Here is a 23,994-nt window from a genome sequence, read left to right as displayed (position 1 = left end):
ATCGCGAACTGTTGATGGGAGGATATATGCCTCCTTATTGAAACTGCGATAAGAGCAGGGTGCGATGCCGCATGTTTTTCATGATGAGTTTGTCTCATAATCCGGCAGAATCATTTGTGTTTAAAGGATTGATTGATGAGCGTTGCAGATAAGCCCAAAGGCGAACTGACCTTGCGCGTTCCGGCCATGCCGAAGGACGCCAATTCGGCATTCGATATTTTTGGTGGCTGGGTCATGTCGCAGATGGACTCGGCCTCCGGTATTCGCGCGGAAGAACGCGCGCGCGGACGCGTTGTCACAGCAGCCGTGCGCGAGATGTCCTTTGCCAAGCCGGTGAAGATCGGCGACGTCTTGTGCGTCTATACGGAGATCACCAAGGTTGGTCGCACCTCGATCACCTTGCGTGTCGAGGCCTGGGCGCAGCGCGCATCCCAGCAGCGCATGGAACTGGTGACGCATGGCGAATTCGTCATGGTGGCGCTGGACAAGGACGGCAAGCCGTCTCCGGTTCCGGCAGAATAGGCGATTGCTTCTTCTGTGTTGGAAAGGCCCGGTTTCGACCGGGCTTTTTATTTGCAGGCGCGATAGCCGCTTCGGCGCTGCATCAGATCGAAGTGAAAATGGTTTGCATGTTCCGGGTTGTAGCCCGGTCCGAGCACAGTAGTGAAATAATCGCAGGCGTCGGAACGAACGCTGTTGAGCAGGCCTTTTTCGCGGAAGGCGAAGAAGCCGGGTCTGCGAACCGAAATGTCCTTACCATTGTTCAGCTTGATCCGGGTTACGTCGATGGCGTTGCCGCGCGAATGTTCGGACATTTTCGCACCACGGCGATGGTTCATCGTGCGGCAGGAATAGCCCCCCGCATTATAGATCGTGTTGATGCCCGACAGATAGCGCAGGCGCGCGGCGGGTTGCAGATCGCCCTTGATCCAGCGGGCAAAAGTCTCCGTCACCTGACAGTTCAGCGTTGCCGCCGGTTTGAAGGCGATGGAACCGCTGTTGAAGCCCGACACTTCAATCGGATTGTCGATATTGCAGGATGCGCTGCGATGGATCGGCGGCTTTTCCTTGAAAACCACGCCCAATCGCTTCAGCCGCGTGCGGCAAGCTGCTTCCGAATTCGACATGGTGTAGATGTTTTCAGCCGCCGTGACCGGGTTCTGGACCGGCGCAGTGAAGCCGTAATCGCCTGCATATTGCGGCTCGCTTCGCGGTGCGGGCTGGGCGGTGTGGTTTTCTTCTTCCTCCGCCAGTCCGACGACACGATCCTGCTGAGGCGCAGGTGTCATGGGAGCTTCGGGTAGGGGCGAACTCGCCACCGGCGCGGGTTCCATCGGTACATCGGCCACCGGGGCAGCAGGCATCGGGGCGCTGGCCACATCGGTGCTGGGCACCATGATATCCGAATTTCCGACATCGGCTTGCGGACGCGGTGGGCGCTCGCCTGAACAGCCAGCGGCCAGTATCAGCAAGAGCACGGAAGCCGCCGGACCAAGACGGCGCAATCGCGAACGCGCATGATCGTGATCTATGATGGCGGACAACGCAAAACCCATGTCCTTGCCTTCTGCTCGTGGGGCCTTTCCGGTGAGAATCCGGCGTTTCCTGTATCCTATGAGAGAAGCGTAAAGGAAGAGTCAGTGCCCGCGTTAAGCGCTGTGGCGTAATCTGGGCAATGAGAGGGCTGGCCTGTGATGCTCTCTATGTTTTGATCGCCGACTTAGTTTTTTCGCACCGCGTCACGCAAAACCATTTCGCACTTTTGCCGGAAATGCTCTATCGCTTAGCCTGTGGTTCAGGGCCAAACCGCAAATAAGACCATCCTCCCGGTCCCAAAAGTTTCACCCATGTCAGCACTGATTTCGCCAAGCATCCTGCCGATCCTGCTTCTGGTCGGCTCAAATATTTTCATGACCTTTGCATGGTACGGCCATCTGAAATTCACCAATACGCCGCTGGTTATAGTGATTTTCATCAGCTGGGGCATCGCGCTGATCGAATATTGTCTCGCAGTTCCGGCCAACCGTATCGGGCACGAAGTCTATTCGGCGGCCCAGCTCAAGACGATACAGGAAGTGATCACGCTGGTGATCTTCAGCCTGTTCTCGGTCTTCTATCTGAAGGAAGCCTTCACCTGGCACCACCTGCTGGGCTTTGCCTTCATCGCGGGCGGCGCAGCGCTGATCTTCAAGGCGTAGAGCTTAATTAGCCGGTTCCGTCGCAGGAACCGGTTCATCCCTGCGGTTCCAGAACATCGGGACAAGTTCGACGGCCAGCATGGCCGCAAACAGCATCCCGCAGCCGATGAAACCGATGAAGCTCAGCCGTTCACCGAGGAAGATCGCGCCGAACATGGCCGCGAACAGCGCTTCCGAAGACAGGAAGATCGCAGCTTGCGCCGAGGTCGTATAACGCTGGCCAATGGCTTGCAGCGTGAAGGCGACGCCCGAGGATAACACGCCGGTGAACAGGATTTCCTTCCATGTCAGGGCGATGGCGTCCCAGTTGAAGCCTTCGAGCAGCGATGCCCCGGCCAGTCCGATAATGGCTGCGATGGCAAACTGAACGCAGCTCAGCATGATCGGGCGTCCGGCGCGGTTGGCGCGGCCGATCAGCAGCACCTGCAAGGCCCAGAATGTTGCGCCGCAGATCACCAGCCAGTCGCCGGTCTTGAGCGCGGTCAGTTCTCCACCTGACAACAGGAAAATCCCGGCCAGACAGAAGGCGGCGCTTGGCCAGACGACCGGATGCGGCCAAGTGCGGAACAAAAGCACACCCAGAACCGGTACCATCACGACATAAAGACCGGTCAGAAAACCGGCATTGGTAACCGAGGTGGTGATAAGGCCGATTTGTTGCAGCAGCAATCCGGTGAAGAGCACGGCGCCAACGACAATGAAATATCTATAGTCGGAAGACTTCAAACGGGCAGGTGCACGACGGCCTTCGGCAAGCGCCCATGGCAGCACGGTCAGCGCGGCAATGGCAGAGCGAATGCCGATAAACAGGAATGGTCCGATGCTGGCCATGGCGGTCGACTGGGCGACGAAACCCATGCCCCAGATCACGCCAGCCAGAAGCAGGACAAAATTGGCTTGCGTGCGCGTCATTATGGCCTCGGATTGCAAAGAAGAAGGTCCGGGTCCATTTGGTCGCCGGAAATTGCCTCACCTATAGGCAAAAGCCGGGTGGGGCGGCAAGGGGCGTCTGCTTTCTGCGACATCGCTGCAGATGCAGCTCTAAAACACGTTCTTTGTCCGGAGATTTGACAGGGACGGTTTTTTCCGCGTGAAAAGATCGTCAAAACTGCTATAGTTCCGCAAATTAGTCGTTTGAACGGTTCCGAAACGGATGTTTCGGTGACCGTTTTCTTTTTGTGTATCGGGGGGTGTTGCAGCTCCCGGAGGGCACCTTGCAGCGAGGTTTCGCTGGCGAGGTGCGGCGGGCAACCAAACTACCGGCGCGTTGAGTTCTTGGAAAGAGACGGGCGCCGGGCGAAGGAAAGGACTGGGTATGGAAAAGTTCCCTATGACCCCTCGCGGTTTCGAAAAGCTCAAGGAAGAGCTCCGCTGGCGTCAGCAAAACGAGCGTCCTCGGATCATCGAGGCTATCGCTGAAGCGCGTGCCCATGGCGATCTGTCGGAAAACGCCGAATATCACGCTGCCAAGGAAGCCCAGAGCCTCAATGAAGGCCGTATCAACGAGTTGGAAGATGTCGTTGCGCGCGCCGAAGTGATTGACGTTACCAAGCTGAGTGGCGACCGAATCAAGTTCGGCGCGACGGTCACACTGATCGACGAAGACACCGAAGAAGAGAAGGTCTATCAGATCGTCGGCGATCAGGAAGCCGATGTGAAGGAAGGCCGCATTTCGATTTCGTCGCCAATCGCGCGTGCCATGATCGGCAAGACCGAAGGTGATACGATCGAGGTCAATGCACCGGGCGGATCGCGTTCCTACGAGATCGTTACCCTGAAATTCGTCTGATTGCTGTGCTCCATTCAAACCAGGTTCCCGTTCAAAGCGTCGAGGTTGTCGCTCCCAACTTCAAGCAGCGCCTTTCCGGCGTGACCTCGACGATTGTGCAGCTCATTCCTTTGCAGCGTGCAAAGGGGCTGAACATTGCCACAATGGGACCGGGTTTGCCGGACAGCCTGCCGCATCTGGGATGGGGCGCGCTTTTGTCGTTCTGGTCAGCGCCCAAAAAGCGGCGCTTCCGGATCTGGCATGCGCGGCGCAATATTGAAATGCTCGCCGGTATTTTCATGCGTCATGTTCTGCGTATGAAACTTCGACTGGTGTTTACCTCGGCGGCGCAGCGCAATCACAAGCCTTTCACCAAATGGCTCATTCGCCGCATGAATGCGGTCATTGCCACCAGCGGGCGTTCGGGCAGCTTTCTGGAAGTGCCGCATGAGGTCATCATGCACGGCATCGATCTGGAGCGCTTTCATCCGCCGGTCGGCGAGGAAGATGCGTTTTCCGCGTCCGGCCTGCCGGGCAAATATGCAATCGGTTGTTTCGGGCGTGTGCGGCATTCCAAGGGCACCGATCTCTTTGTCGATGCGATGATTGCGCTTCTGCCGAAATATCCGGAATGGACGGCGATCATTACCGGACGAACCACGGCGGAACACCAATCCTTTGAGGATGGCCTCAAGGCGAAGATTGCCGCCGCCGGTTTGCAGGACCGTATTCTCATTCTCGGTGAAGTTCCCGATATTCGGGTCTGGTATCGCCGCCTGACGCTTTATGTTGCGCCGTCGCGCAATGAGGGTTTTGGCCTGACGCCGCTCGAAGCCATGGCGTCGAAGACAGCCGTGGTGGCAAGCGATGCTGGCGCTTATTCCGAAATGATCGTGGAAGGGACCGGCAGTTTCGTTCCCGCCGGAGATGGCGAAGCCTTGCGCAAGGCCATAGAGTCTTATCTCGCAGACCCGGCAATGGCCGAGCGTGATGGCGAAACCGCACTTGCACATGTGCGCGCCAATTTCCCGCTCGAAAAGGAAGCCGCTGCAATCAGTGGTGTCTATGAGCGCGTATTCGCCGGGCGTGTCTGATCCAAAAGTCGCCATGCCGGTCTGCAAATGGCAATTTCTGCGCTTCCGGTGCTCACGTACCCAAATGTACGCTGCGCTCCGGTTCTCGAAATCACCATTTTCGCCGCCGCCTGACGATTTTTGATTCAGACACTAAAGGTCGCGGTGTTCAGAGAATCATCAGCGGTTCGTCCTTGACCGGACGAATGGTCAGCGCGGTGCGGACAGAGTCCACATTCGGCGCTGCGGTCAGTTCCTCGATGACGAAGGTCTGGAACGTGTTCAGATCGCGCGCAACGCAATGAAGCAGGAAGTCGGACTCGCCCGAAACCATCCATGCGCGGCGTACCAGCGGCCACTGCTTGGTTTTCTCAGCAAAAGCCTTCAGATCGGCATCAGCCTGACGGTGCAGGCCGACCGAGCAGAACGCGACCAGATCCTGTCCAAGCGCATTGCCGTTGAGAATGGCGCGATAGCCCCGAATGACGCCGCTTTCCTCGAGTTTACGGACCCGGCGAAGGCACGGAGGAGCCGAAATGCCAACCCGTTCGGCCAGCTCGACATTGGTGATGCGCCCGTTGTTCTGGAGCTCCCGCAGGATTTTCCAATCGATTTCGTCCAGATCGGCCTTGATCGGCATGCATGACTCCGCGCGCAAGGAAATTTCATTCGAGCGTAATTATAGAATATACGGCGCCGTCGCGGCGCAATCTAATCATGCTAATATCAAATGAATCCGTGGCGTGTAAACCGTCTAAAGCTCTGTCAACGCACCCAAAAAGCGCGTGTGAACAGGATATATACGGTCACAAGCTCCAGTCGTCCTGCCAGCATCAGGAAGGACAGGACCCAGAGAGCCGGGTCATGGATGGTGGAAAAATTGCCAACCGGACCGATTGTTTCACCAAGGCCGGGGCCAATATTGGACAGGGCGGTCAGTGCACCGGTGAAGGCCGATACGAAGTCGAGGCCGAGTGACGCCAGAAGCACCGCGCCAATCACCAGCGAAGCACAATAGAGGAAAAGATACAGGAGCACGTTCTGGGCGATCTCGCCCGAAATCTCCGATGAACCGTAGCGCATCTTGGTGACCGCATGCGGCACGATGAGGCGGGAAAGGCTGGCCTGTGTCAGGCTCCACAGGATGATGAGGCGGTTCATCTTGATACCGCCGGATGTAGAACCCGCGCAGCTTCCGAGAAACGAAGCGAGAAAGAAAATGCCAAGGGCAGGCGGGCCCCAGAGCGAATAGTCTTCCGTCGCATAGCCAGTGGTCGTGATGACGGACACGAAGTGGAACGAGGCCGAAATCAGTGCATCGCCAAAGGGCACGTTTGAGCCGAGCCGCAAGACAATGGCCAGGATGAGGCTGAAACCAATGACGATGGTGAAGAACAGTTTGACCTGCGGATCGGCCAGCGATTCCAGCCGCTTGGGCATGAAAGCCTTGATATAGAGCACGAAGGGCAGGGCGGAGAGCATCATGAATATTGTCGCGACGACCAGCAGCAGGCGGTTGCCGTGGTAAAAACCGATCGAGTTGTCATGCGTCGAAAAGCCAGCCGTGGCCACGGTCGTCAGACCGTGATTGATGGCGTCGAACATGCTCATTCCGACCATGAAATAGCTGATGATGCAGGCAGCCGTCAGGCTCAGATAGGCAAGAATAATGCCCAGCGCGATCTGGTTCATGCGGGGCAGAATCTTTTCCGACTTGTCGGAATTTTCCATGTGGAAGAGCGCGAGACCGCCAGCACGCAGCGATGGAAGCATCAGAAGCGCCAAGCCGATGAAGCCGATGCCCCCGATCCAGCAGAGAAGAGAGCGCCAGAGCAGAATGCCGCGCTGCATATTGTCGAGGCCGGTCAGCGCGGTTGCGCCGGTGGAGGTCACGCCGGACATAGCTTCGAAAAAGGCAGTGGCGTAACTGATCGGCAGATGCGAGAAATAAAGCGGTACCGAGCCGAGGAAAGCTGCGGTCAGCCAGATGCAGACTGTCAGCAGAAAGCCGAGGCGCGGCGTGAAGCGGGTCGTCTGGTTCTGCGTCGCAAACAGGATCAACGCGGAAAGCGCGCCGGTGGCTGCGGCCGAACGCACGAAGATCAGCCAGTCGTCGCTGCCGTCGCGCAAGTCGATTGCGGCAGGCAGGAGCATGGCGACCGCCATGATGAGGCCGAAGCGCGCGCAGATATTAGCGACTGTCTTATAAATGGCGGTCGTCTCCGGCCGTTTGTGAAGCGATTTGCGGACAGTTGGGCGTTGTTTTTCCTGTCTGTTTAACGTGAGATTGACCCGGTCGCAATGCGGGGAGGCGCTTCCGATCCCTCAAGTGTCACAAGCTGTGGCTAAAGCGCAGCAAATGCCCGTCAAACCTTGCAAACGGAAATGGGCAGACCTACCTTGGCCATAATAACAGGGCACAGATATGCCGGGTGCGAAAGCGATTCCGGTACGACAAGCGCCCGTTGCTTTAAATCGATTTTAGGACCGGAGAGGAACCTCATGTCTCAGCGTCATGCGCCCGTCATTGTCATTGGCTCAGGTCCTGCTGGTTACACCGCCGCGATTTACGCAGCGCGCGCCATGTTGAAGCCCATCGTCATTGCTGGTTTGCAGCAGGGCGGTCAGTTGATGATCACCACCGATGTGGAGAATTATCCGGGCTATGCCGAACCGGTGCAGGGTCCATGGATGATGGAACAGATGGCCAAGCAGGCAGAACATGTCGGCGCGGAAATCGTTCATGACATCATCACCGAGGTTGAAACCACGGTGCGTCCGTTCCGCCTGAAGGCCGATTCCGGCGCGGTCTATACCTGTGACGCGCTGATCATCGCGACGGGCGCGCAGGCCAAGTGGCTTGGCCTCGACAGCGAACAGACCTTCATGGGCGGCGGCGTTTCGGCTTGCGCCACCTGCGATGGCTTCTTCTATCGCGGCAAGGATGTGGTTGTGGTCGGCGGCGGCAATACGGCTGTCGAAGAAGCGCTTTACCTGTCGCATATCGCCAAGAGCGTGACCGTTGTGCATCGCCGCGACGGTTTCCGCGCGGAAAAGATCATGCAGGATCGTCTCCTGTCGCGGGCCAATGTCAGCGTGGTCTGGAACAGCGTGATCGACGAAATTCTGGGCACTGAGGCCAAGCCGCCAATGGGCGCGACCGTTACCGGCGTGCGTTTGAAGAATGTTGTGACGGGTGAGACCAAGGAAGTCGACACGCATGGCGTTTTTGTCGCCATCGGCCATGCGCCTGCCGTGTCGCTGTTCGAAGGCAAGCTGAAGCAGAAGCCAAACGGCTATCTGTGGACCGCGCCCGATTCCACCGCCACCGATGTTCCGGGTATTTATGCCGCTGGCGACGTCACCGACGATATTTACCGGCAGGCTGTGACCGCCGCCGGTATGGGCTGCATGGCAGCGCTCGAAGCCGAGCGCTGGCTGGCCGCACAGGAACCGCTGCACGAAGCGGCGGAGTAACGAGGGGGAAATCGTGGTCGCACCGCTCGACTGGGATAAACTGCGCATTTTTCATGCTGCGGCAGAAGCTGGGTCGTTCACCCATGCCGCGCAGACATTGCATTTGTCGCAATCGGCTATTTCGCGTCAGGTCAGTGCGCTGGAACAGGATGTCGGCGTGCCGCTGTTCCACCGCCACGCGCGCGGGCTGATTCTGACGGAACAGGGCGAAACGCTTTATCGCACGGCGCATGACGTGTTGATGAAGCTGGAAAATGTTCGCTCCAAACTGGCCGAAAGCAAGGAAAAGCCGACGGGACGTTTGCGCGTCACCACAACGGTAGGCCTTGGCTCCGGCTGGCTGATCGAGCGTATCCAGGAATTCGTTGAGCTTTATCCGGATATCCAGCTTCAGCTGATCCTCGATAATGAGGAACTGGATCTGACCATGCGTCACGCAGACTGCGCCTTGCGTCTGCGCCAACCGCAGCAGCCGGACCTGATTCAGCGCCGCCTGTTCACGGTGCATATGCATCTTTACGCATCGGCAGGCTATGTCTCGAAATATGGCAAGCTGAACTCGATCGATGAGATCGACCAGCATCGTATCGTGACATTCGGCGAACCGGCACCAAGCTATCTGACCGGTTTAAACTGGCTGGAAGTTGCAGGCCGCACCGATGGCAGCACGCGCATTCCTGCCTTGCAGGTCAATAATCTTCTGTCGGTGCGCCGCGCCGTACAGCGGGGCGTCGGCATTGCCGTGCTGCCGGATTATATGGCCGACAAGGAATCCGGTCTGGTGCAGCTCGTGCCGGAACTGGAGGAAATTCCGTCCTTCGATACGTTCTTCTGCTACCCGGAAGCATTGAAGAATTCCGCCAAACTGCATGCGTTCAGAGACTTCCTGTTCTCCAAGGCGTGCAACTGGACCTATTGATCCCATCCGTATGAAAACGCAAAGGCCGCGCTGGTGCACCCAGCGCGGCCTTTGTTTATGGTGTGTCTGGGCGAGGTGCTTGCCAGCCATTAAGGCAGGGCCGCTTCCTACGCTCCCTCATCCTGAGGAGTCGCCGAAGGCGGCGTCTCGAAGGGCGAGGGAGCCTTAGCGCCGCTCCGCGCCTCAGGGCGGGGCGGAAGGCGCTTGCGCTGTTACTTGCGCGGAAGGAGACGCTGCACGTCCTTGGCGGTGTCGGCGAGCACGTCTTCCGGGGTGGCGGACTGTTCGACCAGACGGGAGAGACCGTCAACGATGGTCTGCGTCACCTTCACGCCGTTGGAGCCGGGGAAGGCATACCAAGGCACCATGATCGACATCTGGCTGAGACCAGCCTTGAAGAGCGGGTTTTCTTCGTAGAATTTGCCGAGATATTCATCCGACTTGGCGGCCAGATCGTTGTTCGGCACGTAGCCGGTGCCCGGAACCACAACCGAAGCGCCGTAAGGGCCAGCAGCGAACTTGGCGAATTTCCACGCGGCATCGACCTTCGACTGGTCTTCGGTGAGGATCACAACCGCATTGCCGCCCGTCGGCAGACGACCCTTTTCCGGGTTGATGAGCGGGATCTTTGCGGTGCGCATATCAAATTTGTCGCCGACATTCTTGATCGTGTTGCGCAATGCGCCGGTGGTCTGGAAGGCAAAGCCCACCTTGCCAGCGGCAAAAGCCTGTTCGCCAGCTGCCTTGGTCAGAACCGGCATGCCGCCTTCCTTGACCATGCGGTCAACGAGCTTCAGCGCTGCAAGGCCTTCCGGTCCGTCGAAGGCGACCTTCTTTTCGTCTTCGGTCAGCATGGTACCGCCTGCGCCGAACAGAAGTGCCGAGAACATCCAGTCGTCGCCCTGCCAGCGGAAGTCGATGCCTTCATTGCCGTTGCCGAGCGCCTTGATCTTGCCGCCGAGCGCGATCACTTCGTCCCAGGTGGTGGGCGGCGTGTCGGGGTTACCACCGGCTGCACGCACGAGATCGGCATTGTAGTACATGATCGGGTTGGAGGTTGCGAAAGCAAGGCCAACCTGACGGTCGCCGACGCGGGCAAGCTTGAGGATATGATCGGTGAAGCCCTGGGCTTCCATATCCTTTTCCTTGTCGACCAGCGGCTTCATGTCGACGCCGATATTACGTTCGGCAAGAACGCGCAGACGGTTGAGGCCGGTGAAGGTGATGTCCGGCATTTCCGACGTGCCAGCCTGACGCATGATCGTCTGGATGCCTTCCTCATAGGTGGCGGAAGGGCTGACGAAGTTGATCTTGATGTCCGGATTTTCTTCCATGAACTTCTTGGAGATGTCGGCCATGACATCCTTGAAGAAGCCGGGCATCGGATAATGCACGTTGAGGGTGGTGTCGGCAAAGGCTGGCGAGCCAAGGCCGGTGGCGAGGGTCAGGGTAGCGAGGGCACCAAGTGCGCTTGCAAGGCGTTTCATGATCAACTCCTGTGAGTGGGATAGGCGTAAGAGGTCAGCCTTTGAGGCCGGTAAGGGTGATGCCCTCGATGAAGCGGCGCTGGGCGGCAAGGAATGCCAGCAGCAGGGGCAAGGTGATGATGAGCGTCGCGGCCATCAGTGCGCCGTAGTCGTCACCGGCTTCTGCAGCGCGGAAGTAGAGCAGGCCGAGCGGCGGCGTGGCGCGTTCCATCCCGTTGACGACGATCAGCGGCCAGAACAGGTCGTTCCAGTGTGCGACCACGGAAAAGATGGAGAAGGCGGTGATGGCGGGCCATGCGTTCGGCACGATCACACGCATGACGATGCCTGCTTCCGACATGCCGTCGAGGCGGGCGGCGCTGATGAGATCATCGGGCATGGCGCGGAAGAATTGCAGGAACAGGAATATGCCGAACACCGAGATGAAGAACGGTGCGCTGAGTGCAAAATAGCTGTTCAGAACGCCAAGCTGGTTAAAGCCGACATAGAAAGGCAGTGCAGTTGCGTGGATCGGAACCAGCAGCCCCAGCATGACGAGAACCATCATGGCGCGCTGGCCGCGAAAGTTGAGTTTCGCCATGGCATAGGCGCATGGAATGGCGATCACGACCTGCACCACCAGCACCAGTCCGCAGACGATGACGCCGTTGAACAGCAGCAGCCCCATGGGCACGCGGGTGAGGGCTTTGGTGACATTGTCCCAAAGCGCCCAGTTATGCGGGATCAGCGACAGCGACGACGAGAAAATGTCCTGCTGCGACTTGGCTGCGGTGGACAGCATGAAGATGTAGGGTGCGAGGAAAAGCAGCGCGCCAAAGGAGAGAAGACCGAGGCGAAACGAACGGGCGAGTGACATGGGAGGTCTCCTCAATAATGCGTGCGGCGGTCCAGCACACGGAACTGGAGCAGCATCAGGACAATCAGCACGGCGAGGAAAATCACGGTCATGGCCGAGGCGTAACCGACGCGGAGGAAGACGAAACCTTCCTGATAGATGGTCCAGAGCAGGACTTCGGTAGCCTTGTTCGGACCGCCTTCGGTGAGCGTTTTGACGGTTTCGAAAACCTTGACGGCATTGATGATGCTGATCGTTGTGACAAACAGCGTCGTCGGTCCAAGCAAGGGCCAGGTGACAAGGCGGAAGCGTTCCCAGCTGCTTTTCACGCCATCCACTTCAGCAGCAGAATAAAGCTCGCGCGGAATGGCAGTGAGGCCAGCCAGAAACAGCACCATGTTGAAGCCGACGCTTTGCCAGACGCCGATCAGCGCAAGGCTGATCAGTGCCGTATCGCTTGAACCAAGCCAGTTGGGGCCGGTAATGCCGATCATGCCGAGCAGCGCATTGACGGGGCCAAGCGTGGGATGGAGCAGATATTGCCAGACAGTCGCCATGGCAACGAGCAGCGAGGCAACTGGCAGAAAATACACGGTGCGGAAGAATGACTTTCCGCGCACTTCACCTTCAATGAGGATCGCGACGCCAAGGCCGAGAAACACTGAAGCCGGTGCGACAATAGCCGTATAAATCGCTGTGTTCTTCAAGGAAATGAGGAAGGTCCGGTCGCTGAACAGCTCGACATAGTTGTCGAGGCCGATGAATTCGAAACCGGCATAGCCAAGCTCAAAATTGGTAAAGCTCCAGAAGACAACAGCTGCGGTCGGCAGAAGGATCAGAAGCACTGTCAGGAGAATGGCTGGCGAAGCGAGTTTCCAGGCCAGTCGCTCTTCGCGCCGCTGCGCGTTTTTGGCGGCAGTGCGGGCGCTGATTGCGCCGGGCCGGGCAAGGGCGATGTCAGACATGAGCCACTGCCTTTTCCACCGGAGCGATGGTCACAACATTCCCGGCGGGCTGGCGCAGACGTGCGCCGTCATCCCCAAAGAGATAGGCGTTATCTGCATCGAAATGCAGGCCAACTGGCAATCCGGGCGCGATATGGTCAGCCTTGACCGGATCGAGCTTGACGATCAGTTCCTGCACCGAGCCTGGCGCTTTCACATAGACGAGCACTTCGGAACCGAGAAACTCGATGCGTGACACTGTCCCGGTGATTCCGGTCTTGTCATGCGGCAGCAGCCGGAAATGTTCCGGGCGAATGCCGACGCGGATCGTTGTGCCCGCATAGGCAGCGACGTTCTGAAGAATGGGACGGCCAGCGAAATGAACGCTGCCCTGATCGCTGACGAGAGCGTCCAGAATGTTGATGCGCGGCGTGCCAATGAACTGGGCCACCTCGATATGGCGCGGGTCGTTATAGATCGCGGTCGGCGTATCGATTTGCAGCAGCTTGCCGCCCATCATGACAGCCACACGGTCGGCCATGCTGAGCGCTTCAGCCTGATCATGCGTTACATAGATCGTCGGAACACCGGCGCGGCGATGCAGATCGACGATCTCGGCGCGGGTATGAACGCGCAGATTGGCATCGAGATTGGACAGCGGTTCATCCATAAGGAAAACGCCGGGCTGGCGCACAAGTGCACGAGCAAGCGCGACGCGCTGGCGCTGGCCGCCCGACATCTGGCCGGGCTTGCGGTCGAGAAGATGATCGATTTTCAGGCTGGCGGCTGTGGTTTTCACCTGCTTCTGGATCGCGGCGCGCTTGGCGCGCTGGCCGGGAACCAACGGTCCAACGAAGGGCAGGCGTTCAGCCGTGGTCATATCGCGCATGGCCAGCGGTACGGCGATGTTCTGCGCCGCGGTCAGATGCGGGTACAAAGCGTAGGATTGGAAGACCATCGCGATATTGCGGTCGGCTGGATGCGCGCCAGTGATGTCGCGGCCTGCAAGAGAAACATCGCCTTCGTCGGCATGATCAAGACCGGCAAGAATACGCAAAAGCGTACTCTTTCCGCAGCCCGACGGGCCAACGAGGGCGATGAATTCGCCCTCCGCCACGTCGATGCTGATGCCGTCCAGAATGCGGTTGCCGCCATAGGACTTCCCGATATCGCGAATGGCCAGCGTGCTCATTGGCTTGCCTCTTCGCTGACCTTTTCGCCGTCGCCGCTATGATGCGGATAGACTTCATGCACCACGTCGTCGATCACGTAAGGCGTCAGTTCTTCAATGCGGACGATAGTGCTCGTCGCCGTTTCGCCGAGTTCGTGCACGACAGCGCCGAGAATACGCTCGCCCGGCAGGTCGCGTTCCATGGCCCCGACGATAAAGGCTGCGGCGGGTCCCCAGACATAGCTGGTGCCGAAAGCTTCGCCCTTCCATGCGCGGTGCAGGTGGCCGCTGGCGTGAAGCTGCACGTTATATTGCGCGAAGAGATCATAGAGACGTTGGCGTGCCACCGGGCGAATGCCCCAATAGCCGCTGTCGCCTTCTTCCGGATCATCGACAAAGAGCGGCTTATGCGCGAAGACGGCGACCGGTTTGCCGTCGGCGTTTTCCAGCACGTTTTCCAACCACTGGAACTGTTCTTCCTCTTCCTCACTGCCGGTGCCGATGATCAGGCTATTGAGGCCGACGATCAGCCATTCGCCGAGATCCTTGGCCCAGCGGTCGGGGCCGATATGGCGCTGCCAGCGCGCAAGGCGCTCGGCATTGACCGGCTGGTGGCTTTCCGGCAGATGGCCGATGTCGTGATTGCCGGGCACACTGAGAACCGGAGCGGAGAGCTGTTCGAAACAGCTGCGGCAGAATTCGAGATCGGCTTCGATATCGGCGCCGTCAACGGCAAGATCGCCGGTATGAATGATGAGGTCCGGCTTCTGCTGCTCGACCCAAGCCACCAGCGGTTCCCAGTTCGGGTTGAAATGCGTCTTGATCGGGCTGAGATGGGTGTCGGTGATTTGAACGATCCGCATGGGCGCGCTCCCTCGTGGCTTGTGAGATGATCGCAGCGGAGCCGTTCAGAGCATTCCTTAGACAAATAAGTATATTTGGCGTCGAGATAATGGCTCTTAACAACACCTTAGAGCTCGGTTTGATGTCATCGATCCGAAACGCACTCTAAAGGCCGCGTTTGCCGCTGCTTACTTGCTTATGCAGCGGCTTCTGCGGGGGCTTGTATGCCTCTTGTGTGACAGTCCTGATGCGCCACGATGACAGTTGGGTGACATCTTCTGTGGGGAATCAGCGGAAGATGATTTGCTGATTTTGCAGGCAGTTCGGTTGTATCAATGCCTGTTCCGTAGGCGCTCAAATTTGAGCGTGCACCGCTTCCTGGCGAGTGTTTACCATCTAACTAATTGATTTTAAAATAAATAATTTCACGTTTGAGCTATGCAGTAAACGCATGGCTGCATTGCGCTAAAGTTGCATTGCAAAAATCATGAGCAGGGAGCATATAACACTCATCTCAGCGCCGCGTTTCCTCCTCCCATTTGCGCGGGCTGAGTGTTCCCCTCTGGAGGTTTGCCTCAAAGGCACCTTCAAAACTCAAAGCCAGACATTTGTCTGGCTTTTTTTTTGGCTTTTCGCTTGTTTCTTGGCCGTGATGGCTAACCCGAACAAACTACAAATAGCGGTTACGTGCCAGCTGTCTGTTCTGACAGGGGCCTCCGCGATTTGCATTCAAAGTGTAGATACGAAAAAAGGGGCCGTGAGGCCCCTTTGTCATTCATCGTTTCGAAGTGATTAGCGCAAGCTAGCGCAGAAGCGCTGAATGCGGTTGCAGGCTTCTTCGAGCAGCTCGTCGGACGTTGCATAGGAAATGCGGAAGTTCGGTCCGAGGCCGAAAGCCGAACCGTGAACCACGGCAACGCCTTCTGCTTCAAGCAGCTCGGTGACGAAATCTTCGTCGGTTTCGATAACCTTGCCAGCTTCGGTCTTCTTGCCGATCAGGCCAGCGCAAGACGGGTAGACGTAGAACGCGCCTTCTGGCGTCGGGCACTGGATGCCCTTGGCCTGATTGAGCATCGATACGACCAGATCGCGACGAGCCTGGAAGATTTCCTTGTTCTTCGGGATGAAGTCCTGCGTGCCGTTGAGTGCTTCAACTGCTGCCCACTGGGCAATCGAGCAGGCGCCGGAGGTCTGCTGACCCTGCACCATGTCCATGGCCTTGATAAGCTGCAGCGGGCCAGCGGCGTAACCAATGCGCCAGCCGGTCATGGCATAGGCCTTGGAAACGCCGTTCATGGTCAAGGTGCGATCATAAAGCGACGGCTCGACCTGGGCAGGCGTCGTGAAGACGAAGTCGCCATAGACGAGGTGCTCATACATGTCGTCGGTCAGGATCCAGACCTGCGGGTGACGCACGAGAACGTCCGTCAGTGCCTTCAGCTCGGCTTCCGTATAGGCAGCACCCGTCGGGTTGGACGGCGAGTTGAAGATCAGCCACTTGGTCTTCGGCGTGATGGCCTTTTCCAGATCGGCAGCGGTCAGCTTGAAATTGTCTTCGATCTTGGTGTTGACGATGACAGGCGTGCCGCCAGTCAGAGCCACCATTTCCGGATAGCTGACCCAGTAAGGCGCAGGCACGATGACTTCGTCGCCAGCGTTCAGCGTGGCCATGAAAGCGTTGAACAGGATCTGCTTGCCGCCCGTGCCGACGATCACCTGATCCGGCGTGTAGTCGAGGCCGTTTTCACGCTTGAACTTGGCGGCGATGGCCTTGCGCAGCTCAAGGATACCGGCAACAGGCGTGTACTTCGTTTCGCCGCGATTGATCGCGTCGATGGCGGCCTGCTTGATGTTATCCGGCGTGTCGAAATCGGGTTCGCCCGCGCCGAGACCGATCACGTCCTTGCCTTTGGCTTTCAGTTCGCGTGCTTTCTGGCTGACCGCGATGGTCGCAGATGGCTTTACACGGGAAAGGGCGTCGGCGAGAAATGCCATGATAGATCTCCATAAATGGCAGGCTCTGTTAACCGCACTGGGAACGGTGCAGTTTTGCGGATTTTCTATGTCGCATCGGCACGGGAATCGCAACAGATGGATTGGCATTTCGCCCGCATTTCGGGGTTTTCTCGAAATTGTGTTGCGAAAAGTGCCAGATACATCAGTCTTGCTGACATAATATCTCAACGAAACTGATTGGACATGCCGTGATCGCAGGCAGAGATAGTGCTGCGAAACAGGAGACATCCATGCTGACCATCTACGGACAACCCGATTCAGGAAACTGCTACAAGCCCCGCCTGCTGCTTGCCCTGCTGGGCAAGCCATTTCGCCACGTGACCGTTTCGTCGCGGGACGGCTCTACGCGCAAGCCGGACTATCTGACCAAGAATCCCAATGGCAAGGTGCCTTTGCTCGAACTGGATGACGGACGCCTGCTGGCGGAATCGAACGCCATGCTTCTTTATCTGGCTGAGGGAACGCCGTTTCTGCCCGCTGACGCCTATGAGCGCGGGCTGGCCTATCAGTGGTTGTTTTTCGAACAATATAGCCACGAGCCCTTCGTGGCGGTCAGCCGTGCATTGCGGCTTTATCCGGAACGGGCGCAACTGGCGACGCCGGAACGTCTGGCCGCGTTGCTGGAAGGTGGTAACAAGGCGCTTGGCGTTATGGAAACGCAGCTCGAAAAGACGCCTTATCTGGTCGGTGATGTTTATACGGTCGCCGATATCGCGCTCTATGCCTATACGCATGAGGCGCATCTGGGCGGCTTTGATATGCAGCAATATCCGGCGATCCAGGCCTGGCTTAAGCGCGTTGCGGCGTATCCGGGGCATGTGTCGCTTGACTGGCTGCCTTGAGAGTTTTCAAACAGTACAAATGATTAGAGCGCCGATCAAATCGGCGCTCCAATATTTTGAGCCACATTCAGGCAAAGCCGGATGGAACATCCAGCCGCAGAATGTATTAGGCTGCGACGAGGTTGTCTGCAGACGAACGGCCCGAACGGCGATCCTGCACGATCTCGTAAGAGACCTTCTGACCTTCGTTGAGCGTGGCAAGGCCAGCGCGCTGAACGGCAGAGATGTGAACGAAAATGTCCGTGCCGCCCTGGTCAGGCTGAATGAAGCCGAAACCCTTGGTCGTGTTGAACCACTTAACTGTTCCCGTAGCCATGGGAATGTCCTTTGTAACGATAGTAATTTTTAGTCCGCATGCTCCGCACACGTCCCTGTGGATCGAATTTATGGACAGGAGATCGTCAGGAAGCACGGCAGGCCGCACGGGTCTCAAAGTCACTCGACCGAAAAATCGATTGCCGGACTATATGCGACAAAGTTGACCAGCACAAGAGAGCTAGAATGCGTGTCTGGCTGTGATTTTGCTAAAAAAATCGCAGCGTTAACGTCAACGGAAGGTAATTTTTATCTAAAACACCACCTTTTCCGCGATTGCGTGCAGTAACTGTGCTTTGCAGAAAATGTCATGAGCCTCGTATTTAGGGAGTAACCGTTCGACCCTGTCAGAAAGACGGGCTCGGAAAAGTAGGCTTCTGGACGGCAGGGTATCGCGTTTCTTTGACTTTTGCGTGATATGCATAATGCGCATGTTGTGAATTGCCCGCGATTTCGTCACAGGGATTCGCGAACGGGCATGTGGTGAGGCAAAGTATGACGTCTGAACCGGAACAGAAGCAGCCGAAGCGCAGTGCGCCGAAAAAGAGCCGCAAGCGCGGGAAGTCCCAGCGCACGGGCATCAAAGGCTTGCTCACCCGTCAGCCGGTCCGCGACGGCAACGATCTGTTCTCGCAGCTCTCCATGATGACCGGCGCCTTCTGGAGTTCGCCGGTGCGCACCGCGCTGATTGCGCTTGGAACCGGCATTTTTGTGCTGATCGTGCTGATTGCCATCGGGCAGGTTGCGATCAACCGCTGGAACGAGCCGTTTTACGACGCGCTGGCACGCAAGGATTTGCAGGCCTTCTTCCATCAGTTGATGGTCTTCTTCGGTATTGCTGGCAGCCTGCTGGTGCTCAATGTCGCGCAGACATGGCTGAACCAGATGTTCAAGCTGAAGATGCGCGAGGGGCTGGCTCGGGATCTGGTCGGTCAATGGCTGGCACCGGGGCGGGCGTTCCGGCTGGCCAATGCGGGCGAAATCGGCATCAATCCAGACCAGCGTTTGCATGAAGATGCCCGGCATCTGGCCGAAACCTCCTGCGATCTCGGCATCAATCTGTTGCAATCGACAGTCATTCTGGTGAGTTTCGTCGGTGTGCTCTGGTCGCTTTCGAGCGGCTTCATTTTTCATGTCGGCGGCTACAGCTTCCCGATCCCGGGCTACATGGTCTGGGCGGTGATCATCTATGCCGCTTCCGCATCGTGGCTGACATGGATCGTCGGGCGCAACCTCGTCAATATCAATGCCAACCGCTATGCGCGCGAGGCGGATTTCCGTGCCTCGCTGATGCGGGTCAACGAGCATCTGGATGCCGTCACCCTTTCGCGCGGTGAAGCCGACGAGCGCCGCCGTCTCGATCTGGATATCGATGCCGTGCTGGCCGCGATCCGCAAGATCGTCTACGCGACCACGCGATTGACCTGGGTGACTGCCGGGTATGGCTGGCTCACCATCGTTGCGCCTATTCTCGTTGCCGCGCCGATCTATTTCTCCGGTGGACTGACCTTCGGCGGTCTGATGATGGCGGTCGGCGCTTTTACGCAGGTGCACAGTTCGCTGCGCTGGTTCGTGGATAATTTTGGCGCTATTGCCGACTGGCGCGCGACATTGCTTCGTGTTGCCACGTTCCGGCAGGCGATCCTGCGCATGGATGAGCTGGGTCGTCTCGACCGTCAAGTCGATCTGGCCGTCAACGAGGACGACAGAATCAGCCTCGACGACGTGTCGATTGCAGCACCTGATATCTGTCTGCGATTGTCGAAAGGCACCTTTGCGGTCAAGCCGGGTGATCGGGTGCTGGTGACCGGCGGCACAGAAACCCAACGCACTTTGCTGTTCAGGGCGCTGGGCGGCCTGTGGCCATGGGGCGATGGGCGTATCGGTATGCCAGCCAATGACGGCGTCGCCTTCATGCCGCGCGCGCCCTATTTGCCGCCGGGCACGCTGAAGAGCGTGATCGTCTATCCGTTCGATCTGAAGAAGTTCGCGCCAGAAGCGCTGGAAGGGGTGTTGCAGCGCGCCGGGCTAGCGCGGCTTATCGGCAGTCTCGATCACGTCACGCGCTGGGAGCGGGTGCTGACCGATGACGAGCGGCAATGCCTCGCCTTCGCCCGACTCATTTTGCAGGAGCCGCAATGGATCATCATTGATGGCGCGCTGGATGGGCTCGACGCCGAAGCTTATGATCGCATTCGGGACATTTTGAACAATGAGCTGAAGCAAGCTGCGGTAATCCACCTAGGCAAGCCACATCTGCATAACGGGCTTTTCTCCCGGCAGGTCAATCTGGAAGAAGACCCCGATGGAAAGCCGCTGGAAATTCCCGCTTTAAAGAGCGCATAAAAAAGCCGCCGGATCGCTCCGGCGGCTTTTTCTTTGTCTGTAAAGCCGATTATGCGCGGAAGTAATCCTGCAACGGACGCACTTCCAGCGAACCAGCCTTCAGCGCCGCGATGGCTTCGGCCGCAGATTCTGCGCCTGCCATGGTGGTGTAGTAAGGCAGCTTCTGCATCAGTGTTGCGCGGCGGATCGACTTGGAGTCGGACACGGCGCTGGCACTGTCGGTCGTGTTGAAGACCAGATGGATCTGACGGTTGCGGATCGCATCTTCCACATGCGGACGGCCTTCGATGACCTTGTTGATCTTGATCGCCTCGACGCCGTTGTCAGCGAGGAAACGCTGCGTGCCGCCGGTTGCCATGACGCGGAAGCCGAGGCTTGCGAGCTTGCGCACAGGCGCCAGAACGCGTTCCTTGTCTTCGTCGCGTACCGACACGAACACCGTGCCTTCACGCGGCAGTTCCACGCCAGCACCAAGCTGCGCCTTGGCGAAAGCCAGTGCGTAGTCGTAGTCGAGGCCCATGACTTCGCCTGTCGAGCGCATTTCCGGTCCGAGCAGCGTATCGACGCCCGGGAAGCGGGCGAACGGGAACACGGCTTCCTTGACCGCAATGTGCGGGCGCGAAGGTGCCTGCGGCTTGCCGCCGTAAGCGCCGAGCGCGTCTTCAAGGCTTTCGCCAGCCATGATGCGGGCAGCGACCTTGGCAATCGGGGTGCCGATGGTCTTGGCAACGAACGGAACCGTACGCGAAGCGCGTGGGTTGACTTCGAGGATGAAGATTTCGCCGTCCTTGATCGCGAACTGGACGTTCATCAGGCCGCCGACATTGAGCGCCTTGGCCAGTGCTTCCGTCTGACGTTCGAGTTCAGCAACGGTTTCAGCCGAGAGCGAGTGAACCGGCAGCGAGCAAGCGCTGTCGCCCGAGTGAATACCGGCTTCTTCAATATGCTCCATGATGCCCGAGACAAAGCTGTCCTTGCCATCGCAGAGGCAGTCGACGTCCACTTCGATAGCCTGGGTCAGGTAGGTATCGAACAGAAGCGGGTTCTTGCCGAGCAGCGTGTTGATCTGGCCGGTCTTGTCGTTCGGATACTTCGCCTTGATGTCTTCCGGGACCAGTTCCGGCACGGTGTCGAGCAGATAGGCTTGCAGCGTGCGCTCGTCATGGATGATCTGCATGGCGCGGCCACCCAGAACATAAGACGGGCGAACGACCAGCGGGAAGCCGAGGTCGGCAGCGACGAGGCGGGCCTGTTCGACCGAATAGGCAATGCCGTTCTTCGGCTGGTTCAGGTCGAGCTTGACCAGAAGCTTCTGGAAGCGGTCGCGATCTTCCGCAAGGTCGATGGCGTCCGGCGAGGTGCCGAGGATCGGGATGCCAGCCTTTTCAAGTGCATTGGCGAGCTTGAGCGGGGTCTGGCCACCGAACTGGACGATCACGCCGTGCAGCGTGCCCTTTTCTTTTTCAACGCGCAGGATTTCCAGCACGTCTTCCGCCGTCAGCGGTTCGAAATAGAGACGATCCGAGGTGTCATAATCGGTCGAAACCGTTTCCGGGTTGCAGTTGATCATGATGGCTTCGTAATCGGCATCGCCGAGCGCGAAGGCCGCATGGCAGCAGCAATAATCGAACTCGATGCCCTGACCAATACGGTTTGGGCCGCCGCCGAGAATGACGACCTTCTTGCGATCCGAAACTTCGGCTTCCGAACGCGGCTGGCCGACGAAGGGCGTTTCATAGGTCGAGTACATGTAAGCGGTCGGCGAAGCGAATTCGGCAGCGCAGGTATCGATACGCTTGTAGACCGGATGCACGTCGAGATCGGCGCGCAGCTTGGCCACGTCCGTCGCTTCCTTGTTCGTCAGGCTGGCAAGGCGGGCGTCGGAGAAGCCCATTGCCTTCAGCATGCGCAGGTTTTCAGCGTCCTGCGGCAGGCCGTGTTCGCGGATGCGCGCTTCGGTCGAAACGATGGCTTCGATCTGTTCAAGGAACCACGGGTCGATCTTGGAGGCGTCATGCACCTGCTCGACGGTCAGGCCGAGGCGCATGGCCTGCGCGACCATGCGCAGACGATCCGGCGTCGGCGTGCCGATGGCAGCGCGGATAGCGTTCTTCTCGTCGCCTTCTTCAATGTTCGGAATGGCGATTTCGTCAAGGCCGGTCAGGCCGGTCTCAAGACCGCGCAGCGCCTTCTGCAAGCTTTCCTGGAAGGTACGGCCAATGGCCATTACTTCACCGACCGACTTCATGGCGGTGGTCAGGATCGGCGAGGAGCCGGGGAACTTTTCGAATGCAAAGCGCGGGATCTTGGTGACGACATAGTCGATCGACGGTTCGAACGAGGCTGGCGTTGCGCCGCCGGTGATGTCGTTGTCCAGTTCGTCCAGCGTGTAGCCGACGGCGAGCTTGGCCGCGACCTTGGCAATCGGGAAGCCGGTTGCCTTGGAAGCCAGAGCCGAGGAACGCGAGACGCGCGGGTTCATTTCGATGACGATCATGCGGCCATTGGCCGGGTTGATCGCGAACTGCACGTTGGAGCCGCCGGTTTCGACGCCGATCTCGCGCAGCACCGCAATCGAGGCGTTACGCATGATCTGGTATTCTTTGTCGGTCAGCGTCAGTGCTGGCGCCACGGTGATCGAGTCGCCGGTGTGCACGCCCATCGGATCGAGATTTTCGATCGAGCAGATGATGATGCAGTTGTCCGCCTTGTCGCGGACGACTTCCATTTCATATTCTTTCCAGCCCAGAACCGACTCTTCGATCAGAACTTCGGTCGTCGGCGATGCGTCCAGACCGCGCTCGATGATTTCGAAGAATTCCTGACGGTTATAGGCAATGCCGCCGCCGGTGCCGCCGAGCGTGAAGCTCGGGCGGATGATGGCCGGAAGGCCGACAAAGTCGAGCGCCTGCGCTGCCTTGGCAAGCGCATGCGTCATGTAGCGCTGCTTGCGGTCAACTTCGCCGAGCTGCCATTCGGTTTCGAGCTTGTCGAGCGCCTTGTCGAGGTCGCTGCCGGTGTACTGGGTCTTGACTTCCGCGCGCTTGGCTTCGTGACGCTTGCGGTCCTCGTCCTTGATTTCCGTCGCATTGGCGAGCATGGAATCAGGCGTATCGAGGCCGATCTTTTCCATGGCTTCACGGAACAGCGCGCGATCTTCCGCCTTGTCGATGGCCTCGGCATTGGCGCCAATCATCTCGACATTGTAGCGCTCCAGCACGCCCATGCGGCGCAGCGACAATGCGGTGTTCAGCGCGGTCTGGCCGCCCATGGTCGGCAAAAGCGCGTCCGGGCGTTCCTTGGCGATGATCTTGGCGACGACTTCCGGCGTGATCGGCTCGATATAGGTCGCGTCGGCCAGATCGGGATCGGTCATGATCGTGGCCGGGTTGGAGTTGACGAGGATGATGCGGTAGCCTTCCTCTTTCAACGCCTTACAGGCCTGAGTGCCCGAATAGTCGAACTCGCAAGCCTGGCCGATGACAATGGGGCCCGCGCCGATAATCAGGATCGATTTGATATCTGTACGTTTCGGCATGGGCGCTCATCCTATCTTCTTCGCGCGCATGATCTTATCCGAAAACCGGTTCCCATTTTCGGGATCATGCTCTTGTTTTACGCATGCCTTTGTCTCGAAACCAGTTCCCACTTTCGAGTGACATGCTGCTTAGCCTGCCAGAAAAGCCCGCACGGTTTTCCGGCGGGTTGGCAGCGTATGAATTCTGTGGGCTAAGCGGGCCTTATAGGCAATGATGACCCA

At 58.3% G+C, this 23,994-nt stretch carries 20 protein-coding genes; 8 read left to right on the top strand and 12 right to left on the bottom strand.

Going from position 1 to position 23,994, the window contains the following annotated elements; all coding sequences use genetic code 11:
* Positions 1 to 135: 135 nt before the first annotated feature.
* Positions 136 to 522: an acyl-CoA thioesterase gene (locus FGI60_RS11115; protein ID WP_138785236.1), complete on the top strand. Its 387-nt coding sequence runs from the start codon at positions 136 to 138 to the stop codon at positions 520 to 522.
* Positions 523 to 569: 47 nt separating this feature from the next.
* On the opposite strand, the gene FGI60_RS11110 is transcribed toward FGI60_RS11115, so the two are convergent.
* Complete coding sequence (locus FGI60_RS11110) at positions 570 to 1,556, bottom strand: extensin-like domain-containing protein (RefSeq protein ID WP_138785235.1); 987 nt, start codon at positions 1,554 to 1,556, stop codon at positions 570 to 572.
* A gap of 291 nt (positions 1,557 to 1,847) precedes the next feature.
* Here FGI60_RS11110 and FGI60_RS11105 point away from each other — a divergent pair, with 291 nt between their 5' ends.
* Positions 1,848 to 2,198, top strand: a complete 351-nt coding sequence (locus tag FGI60_RS11105) for a DMT family protein (RefSeq protein ID WP_078338719.1) — start codon at positions 1,848 to 1,850, stop codon at positions 2,196 to 2,198.
* A 3-nt stretch (positions 2,199 to 2,201) separates the two neighbouring features.
* Here the strand turns inward: FGI60_RS11105 and FGI60_RS11100 are convergent, their stop codons facing one another.
* Entirely contained in the window at positions 2,202 to 3,110 is a 909-nt protein-coding gene (locus tag FGI60_RS11100) for a DMT family transporter (RefSeq protein WP_138785234.1), read from the bottom strand.
* A gap of 403 nt (positions 3,111 to 3,513) precedes the next feature.
* On the opposite strand from FGI60_RS11100, the gene greA reads away from it, so the two are divergent.
* A complete protein-coding gene (gene greA / locus FGI60_RS11095) occupies positions 3,514 to 3,987 on the top strand; it encodes a transcription elongation factor GreA (RefSeq protein ID WP_078338718.1) in 474 nt (157 codons plus the stop codon).
* Between the two features lie 5 nt (positions 3,988 to 3,992).
* Positions 3,993 to 5,060 (top strand): glycosyltransferase family 4 protein, encoded by a 1,068-nt coding sequence (locus tag FGI60_RS11090; protein ID WP_138785233.1) that lies wholly within the window; start codon positions 3,993 to 3,995, stop codon positions 5,058 to 5,060.
* Between the two features lie 148 nt (positions 5,061 to 5,208).
* Here the strand turns inward: FGI60_RS11090 and FGI60_RS11085 are convergent, their stop codons facing one another.
* Both FGI60_RS11085 and FGI60_RS11080 read right to left on the bottom strand, forming a co-directional pair.
* Positions 5,209 to 5,679, bottom strand: coding sequence for an Lrp/AsnC family transcriptional regulator (locus tag FGI60_RS11085; protein WP_095447076.1), 471 nt, complete (start codon positions 5,677 to 5,679; stop codon positions 5,209 to 5,211).
* A gap of 125 nt (positions 5,680 to 5,804) precedes the next feature.
* Positions 5,805 to 7,205: a TrkH family potassium uptake protein gene (locus FGI60_RS11080; protein WP_138785232.1), complete on the bottom strand. Its 1,401-nt coding sequence runs from the start codon at positions 7,203 to 7,205 to the stop codon at positions 5,805 to 5,807.
* 336 nt (positions 7,206 to 7,541) lie between these two features.
* On the opposite strand from FGI60_RS11080, the gene trxB reads away from it, so the two are divergent.
* Both trxB and FGI60_RS11070 read left to right on the top strand, forming a co-directional pair.
* Entirely contained in the window at positions 7,542 to 8,516 is a 975-nt protein-coding gene (gene trxB / locus FGI60_RS11075; protein WP_138785231.1) for a thioredoxin-disulfide reductase, read from the top strand.
* 13 nt (positions 8,517 to 8,529) lie between these two features.
* On the top strand, positions 8,530 to 9,435 hold the full coding sequence (locus FGI60_RS11070) for a LysR family transcriptional regulator (RefSeq protein WP_138785230.1): 906 nt from the start codon (positions 8,530 to 8,532) through the stop codon (positions 9,433 to 9,435).
* Positions 9,436 to 9,647: 212 nt separating this feature from the next.
* Here the strand turns inward: FGI60_RS11070 and FGI60_RS11065 are convergent, their stop codons facing one another.
* From FGI60_RS11065 to FGI60_RS11040, 6 genes are all read right to left on the bottom strand, one after another.
* A complete protein-coding gene (locus FGI60_RS11065) occupies positions 9,648 to 10,922 on the bottom strand; it encodes an ABC transporter substrate-binding protein (RefSeq protein ID WP_138785229.1) in 1,275 nt (424 codons plus the stop codon).
* Positions 10,923 to 10,956: 34 nt separating this feature from the next.
* Positions 10,957 to 11,778, bottom strand: a complete 822-nt coding sequence (locus tag FGI60_RS11060) for a carbohydrate ABC transporter permease (protein WP_138785228.1) — start codon at positions 11,776 to 11,778, stop codon at positions 10,957 to 10,959.
* A gap of 11 nt (positions 11,779 to 11,789) precedes the next feature.
* Positions 11,790 to 12,722: a carbohydrate ABC transporter permease gene (locus tag FGI60_RS11055; protein WP_113533526.1), complete on the bottom strand. Its 933-nt coding sequence runs from the start codon at positions 12,720 to 12,722 to the stop codon at positions 11,790 to 11,792.
* On the bottom strand, positions 12,715 to 13,893 hold the full coding sequence (locus FGI60_RS11050) for an ABC transporter ATP-binding protein (protein WP_078338711.1): 1,179 nt from the start codon (positions 13,891 to 13,893) through the stop codon (positions 12,715 to 12,717). The genes FGI60_RS11055 and FGI60_RS11050 overlap by 8 nt, the downstream gene beginning before the upstream one ends.
* Positions 13,890 to 14,735: a metallophosphoesterase family protein gene (locus tag FGI60_RS11045; RefSeq protein WP_138785227.1), complete on the bottom strand. Its 846-nt coding sequence runs from the start codon at positions 14,733 to 14,735 to the stop codon at positions 13,890 to 13,892. Before FGI60_RS11045 ends, FGI60_RS11050 begins: the two co-directional genes overlap by 4 nt.
* Positions 14,736 to 15,507: 772 nt before the next feature.
* Entirely contained in the window at positions 15,508 to 16,710 is a 1,203-nt protein-coding gene (locus FGI60_RS11040) for a pyridoxal phosphate-dependent aminotransferase (RefSeq protein ID WP_138785226.1), read from the bottom strand.
* Positions 16,711 to 16,961: 251 nt separating this feature from the next.
* Between FGI60_RS11040 and FGI60_RS11035 the strand changes: the two genes are divergently transcribed.
* Complete coding sequence (locus tag FGI60_RS11035) at positions 16,962 to 17,573, top strand: glutathione S-transferase family protein (protein WP_138785225.1); 612 nt, start codon at positions 16,962 to 16,964, stop codon at positions 17,571 to 17,573.
* Between the two features lie 106 nt (positions 17,574 to 17,679).
* Here FGI60_RS11035 and FGI60_RS11030 read toward each other — a convergent pair whose 3' ends face one another.
* Entirely contained in the window at positions 17,680 to 17,889 is a 210-nt protein-coding gene (locus FGI60_RS11030; protein ID WP_078338706.1) for a cold-shock protein, read from the bottom strand.
* 494 nt (positions 17,890 to 18,383) lie between these two features.
* Here FGI60_RS11030 and FGI60_RS11025 point away from each other — a divergent pair, with 494 nt between their 5' ends.
* On the top strand, positions 18,384 to 20,234 hold the full coding sequence (locus tag FGI60_RS11025; protein ID WP_138785224.1) for an ABC transporter ATP-binding protein/permease: 1,851 nt from the start codon (positions 18,384 to 18,386) through the stop codon (positions 20,232 to 20,234).
* Positions 20,235 to 20,283: 49 nt separating this feature from the next.
* Here the strand turns inward: FGI60_RS11025 and carB are convergent, their stop codons facing one another.
* Positions 20,284 to 23,772 carry a carbamoyl-phosphate synthase large subunit gene (gene carB, locus FGI60_RS11020; protein ID WP_138785223.1) on the bottom strand — a complete coding sequence of 1,163 codons (3,489 nt, stop codon included), beginning with the start codon at positions 23,770 to 23,772 and terminating at the stop codon, positions 20,284 to 20,286.
* Positions 23,773 to 23,994 lie beyond the last annotated feature (222 nt).

Origin of the sequence: Brucella haematophila (assembly GCF_005938105.1) — a bacterium.
In the GTDB taxonomy this organism is placed as follows: domain Bacteria; phylum Pseudomonadota; class Alphaproteobacteria; order Rhizobiales; family Rhizobiaceae; genus Brucella; species Brucella haematophila.
The sequence above is the reverse complement of the archived record's forward strand: the minus strand, read 5'-3'. Positions and strand labels throughout refer to the sequence as shown.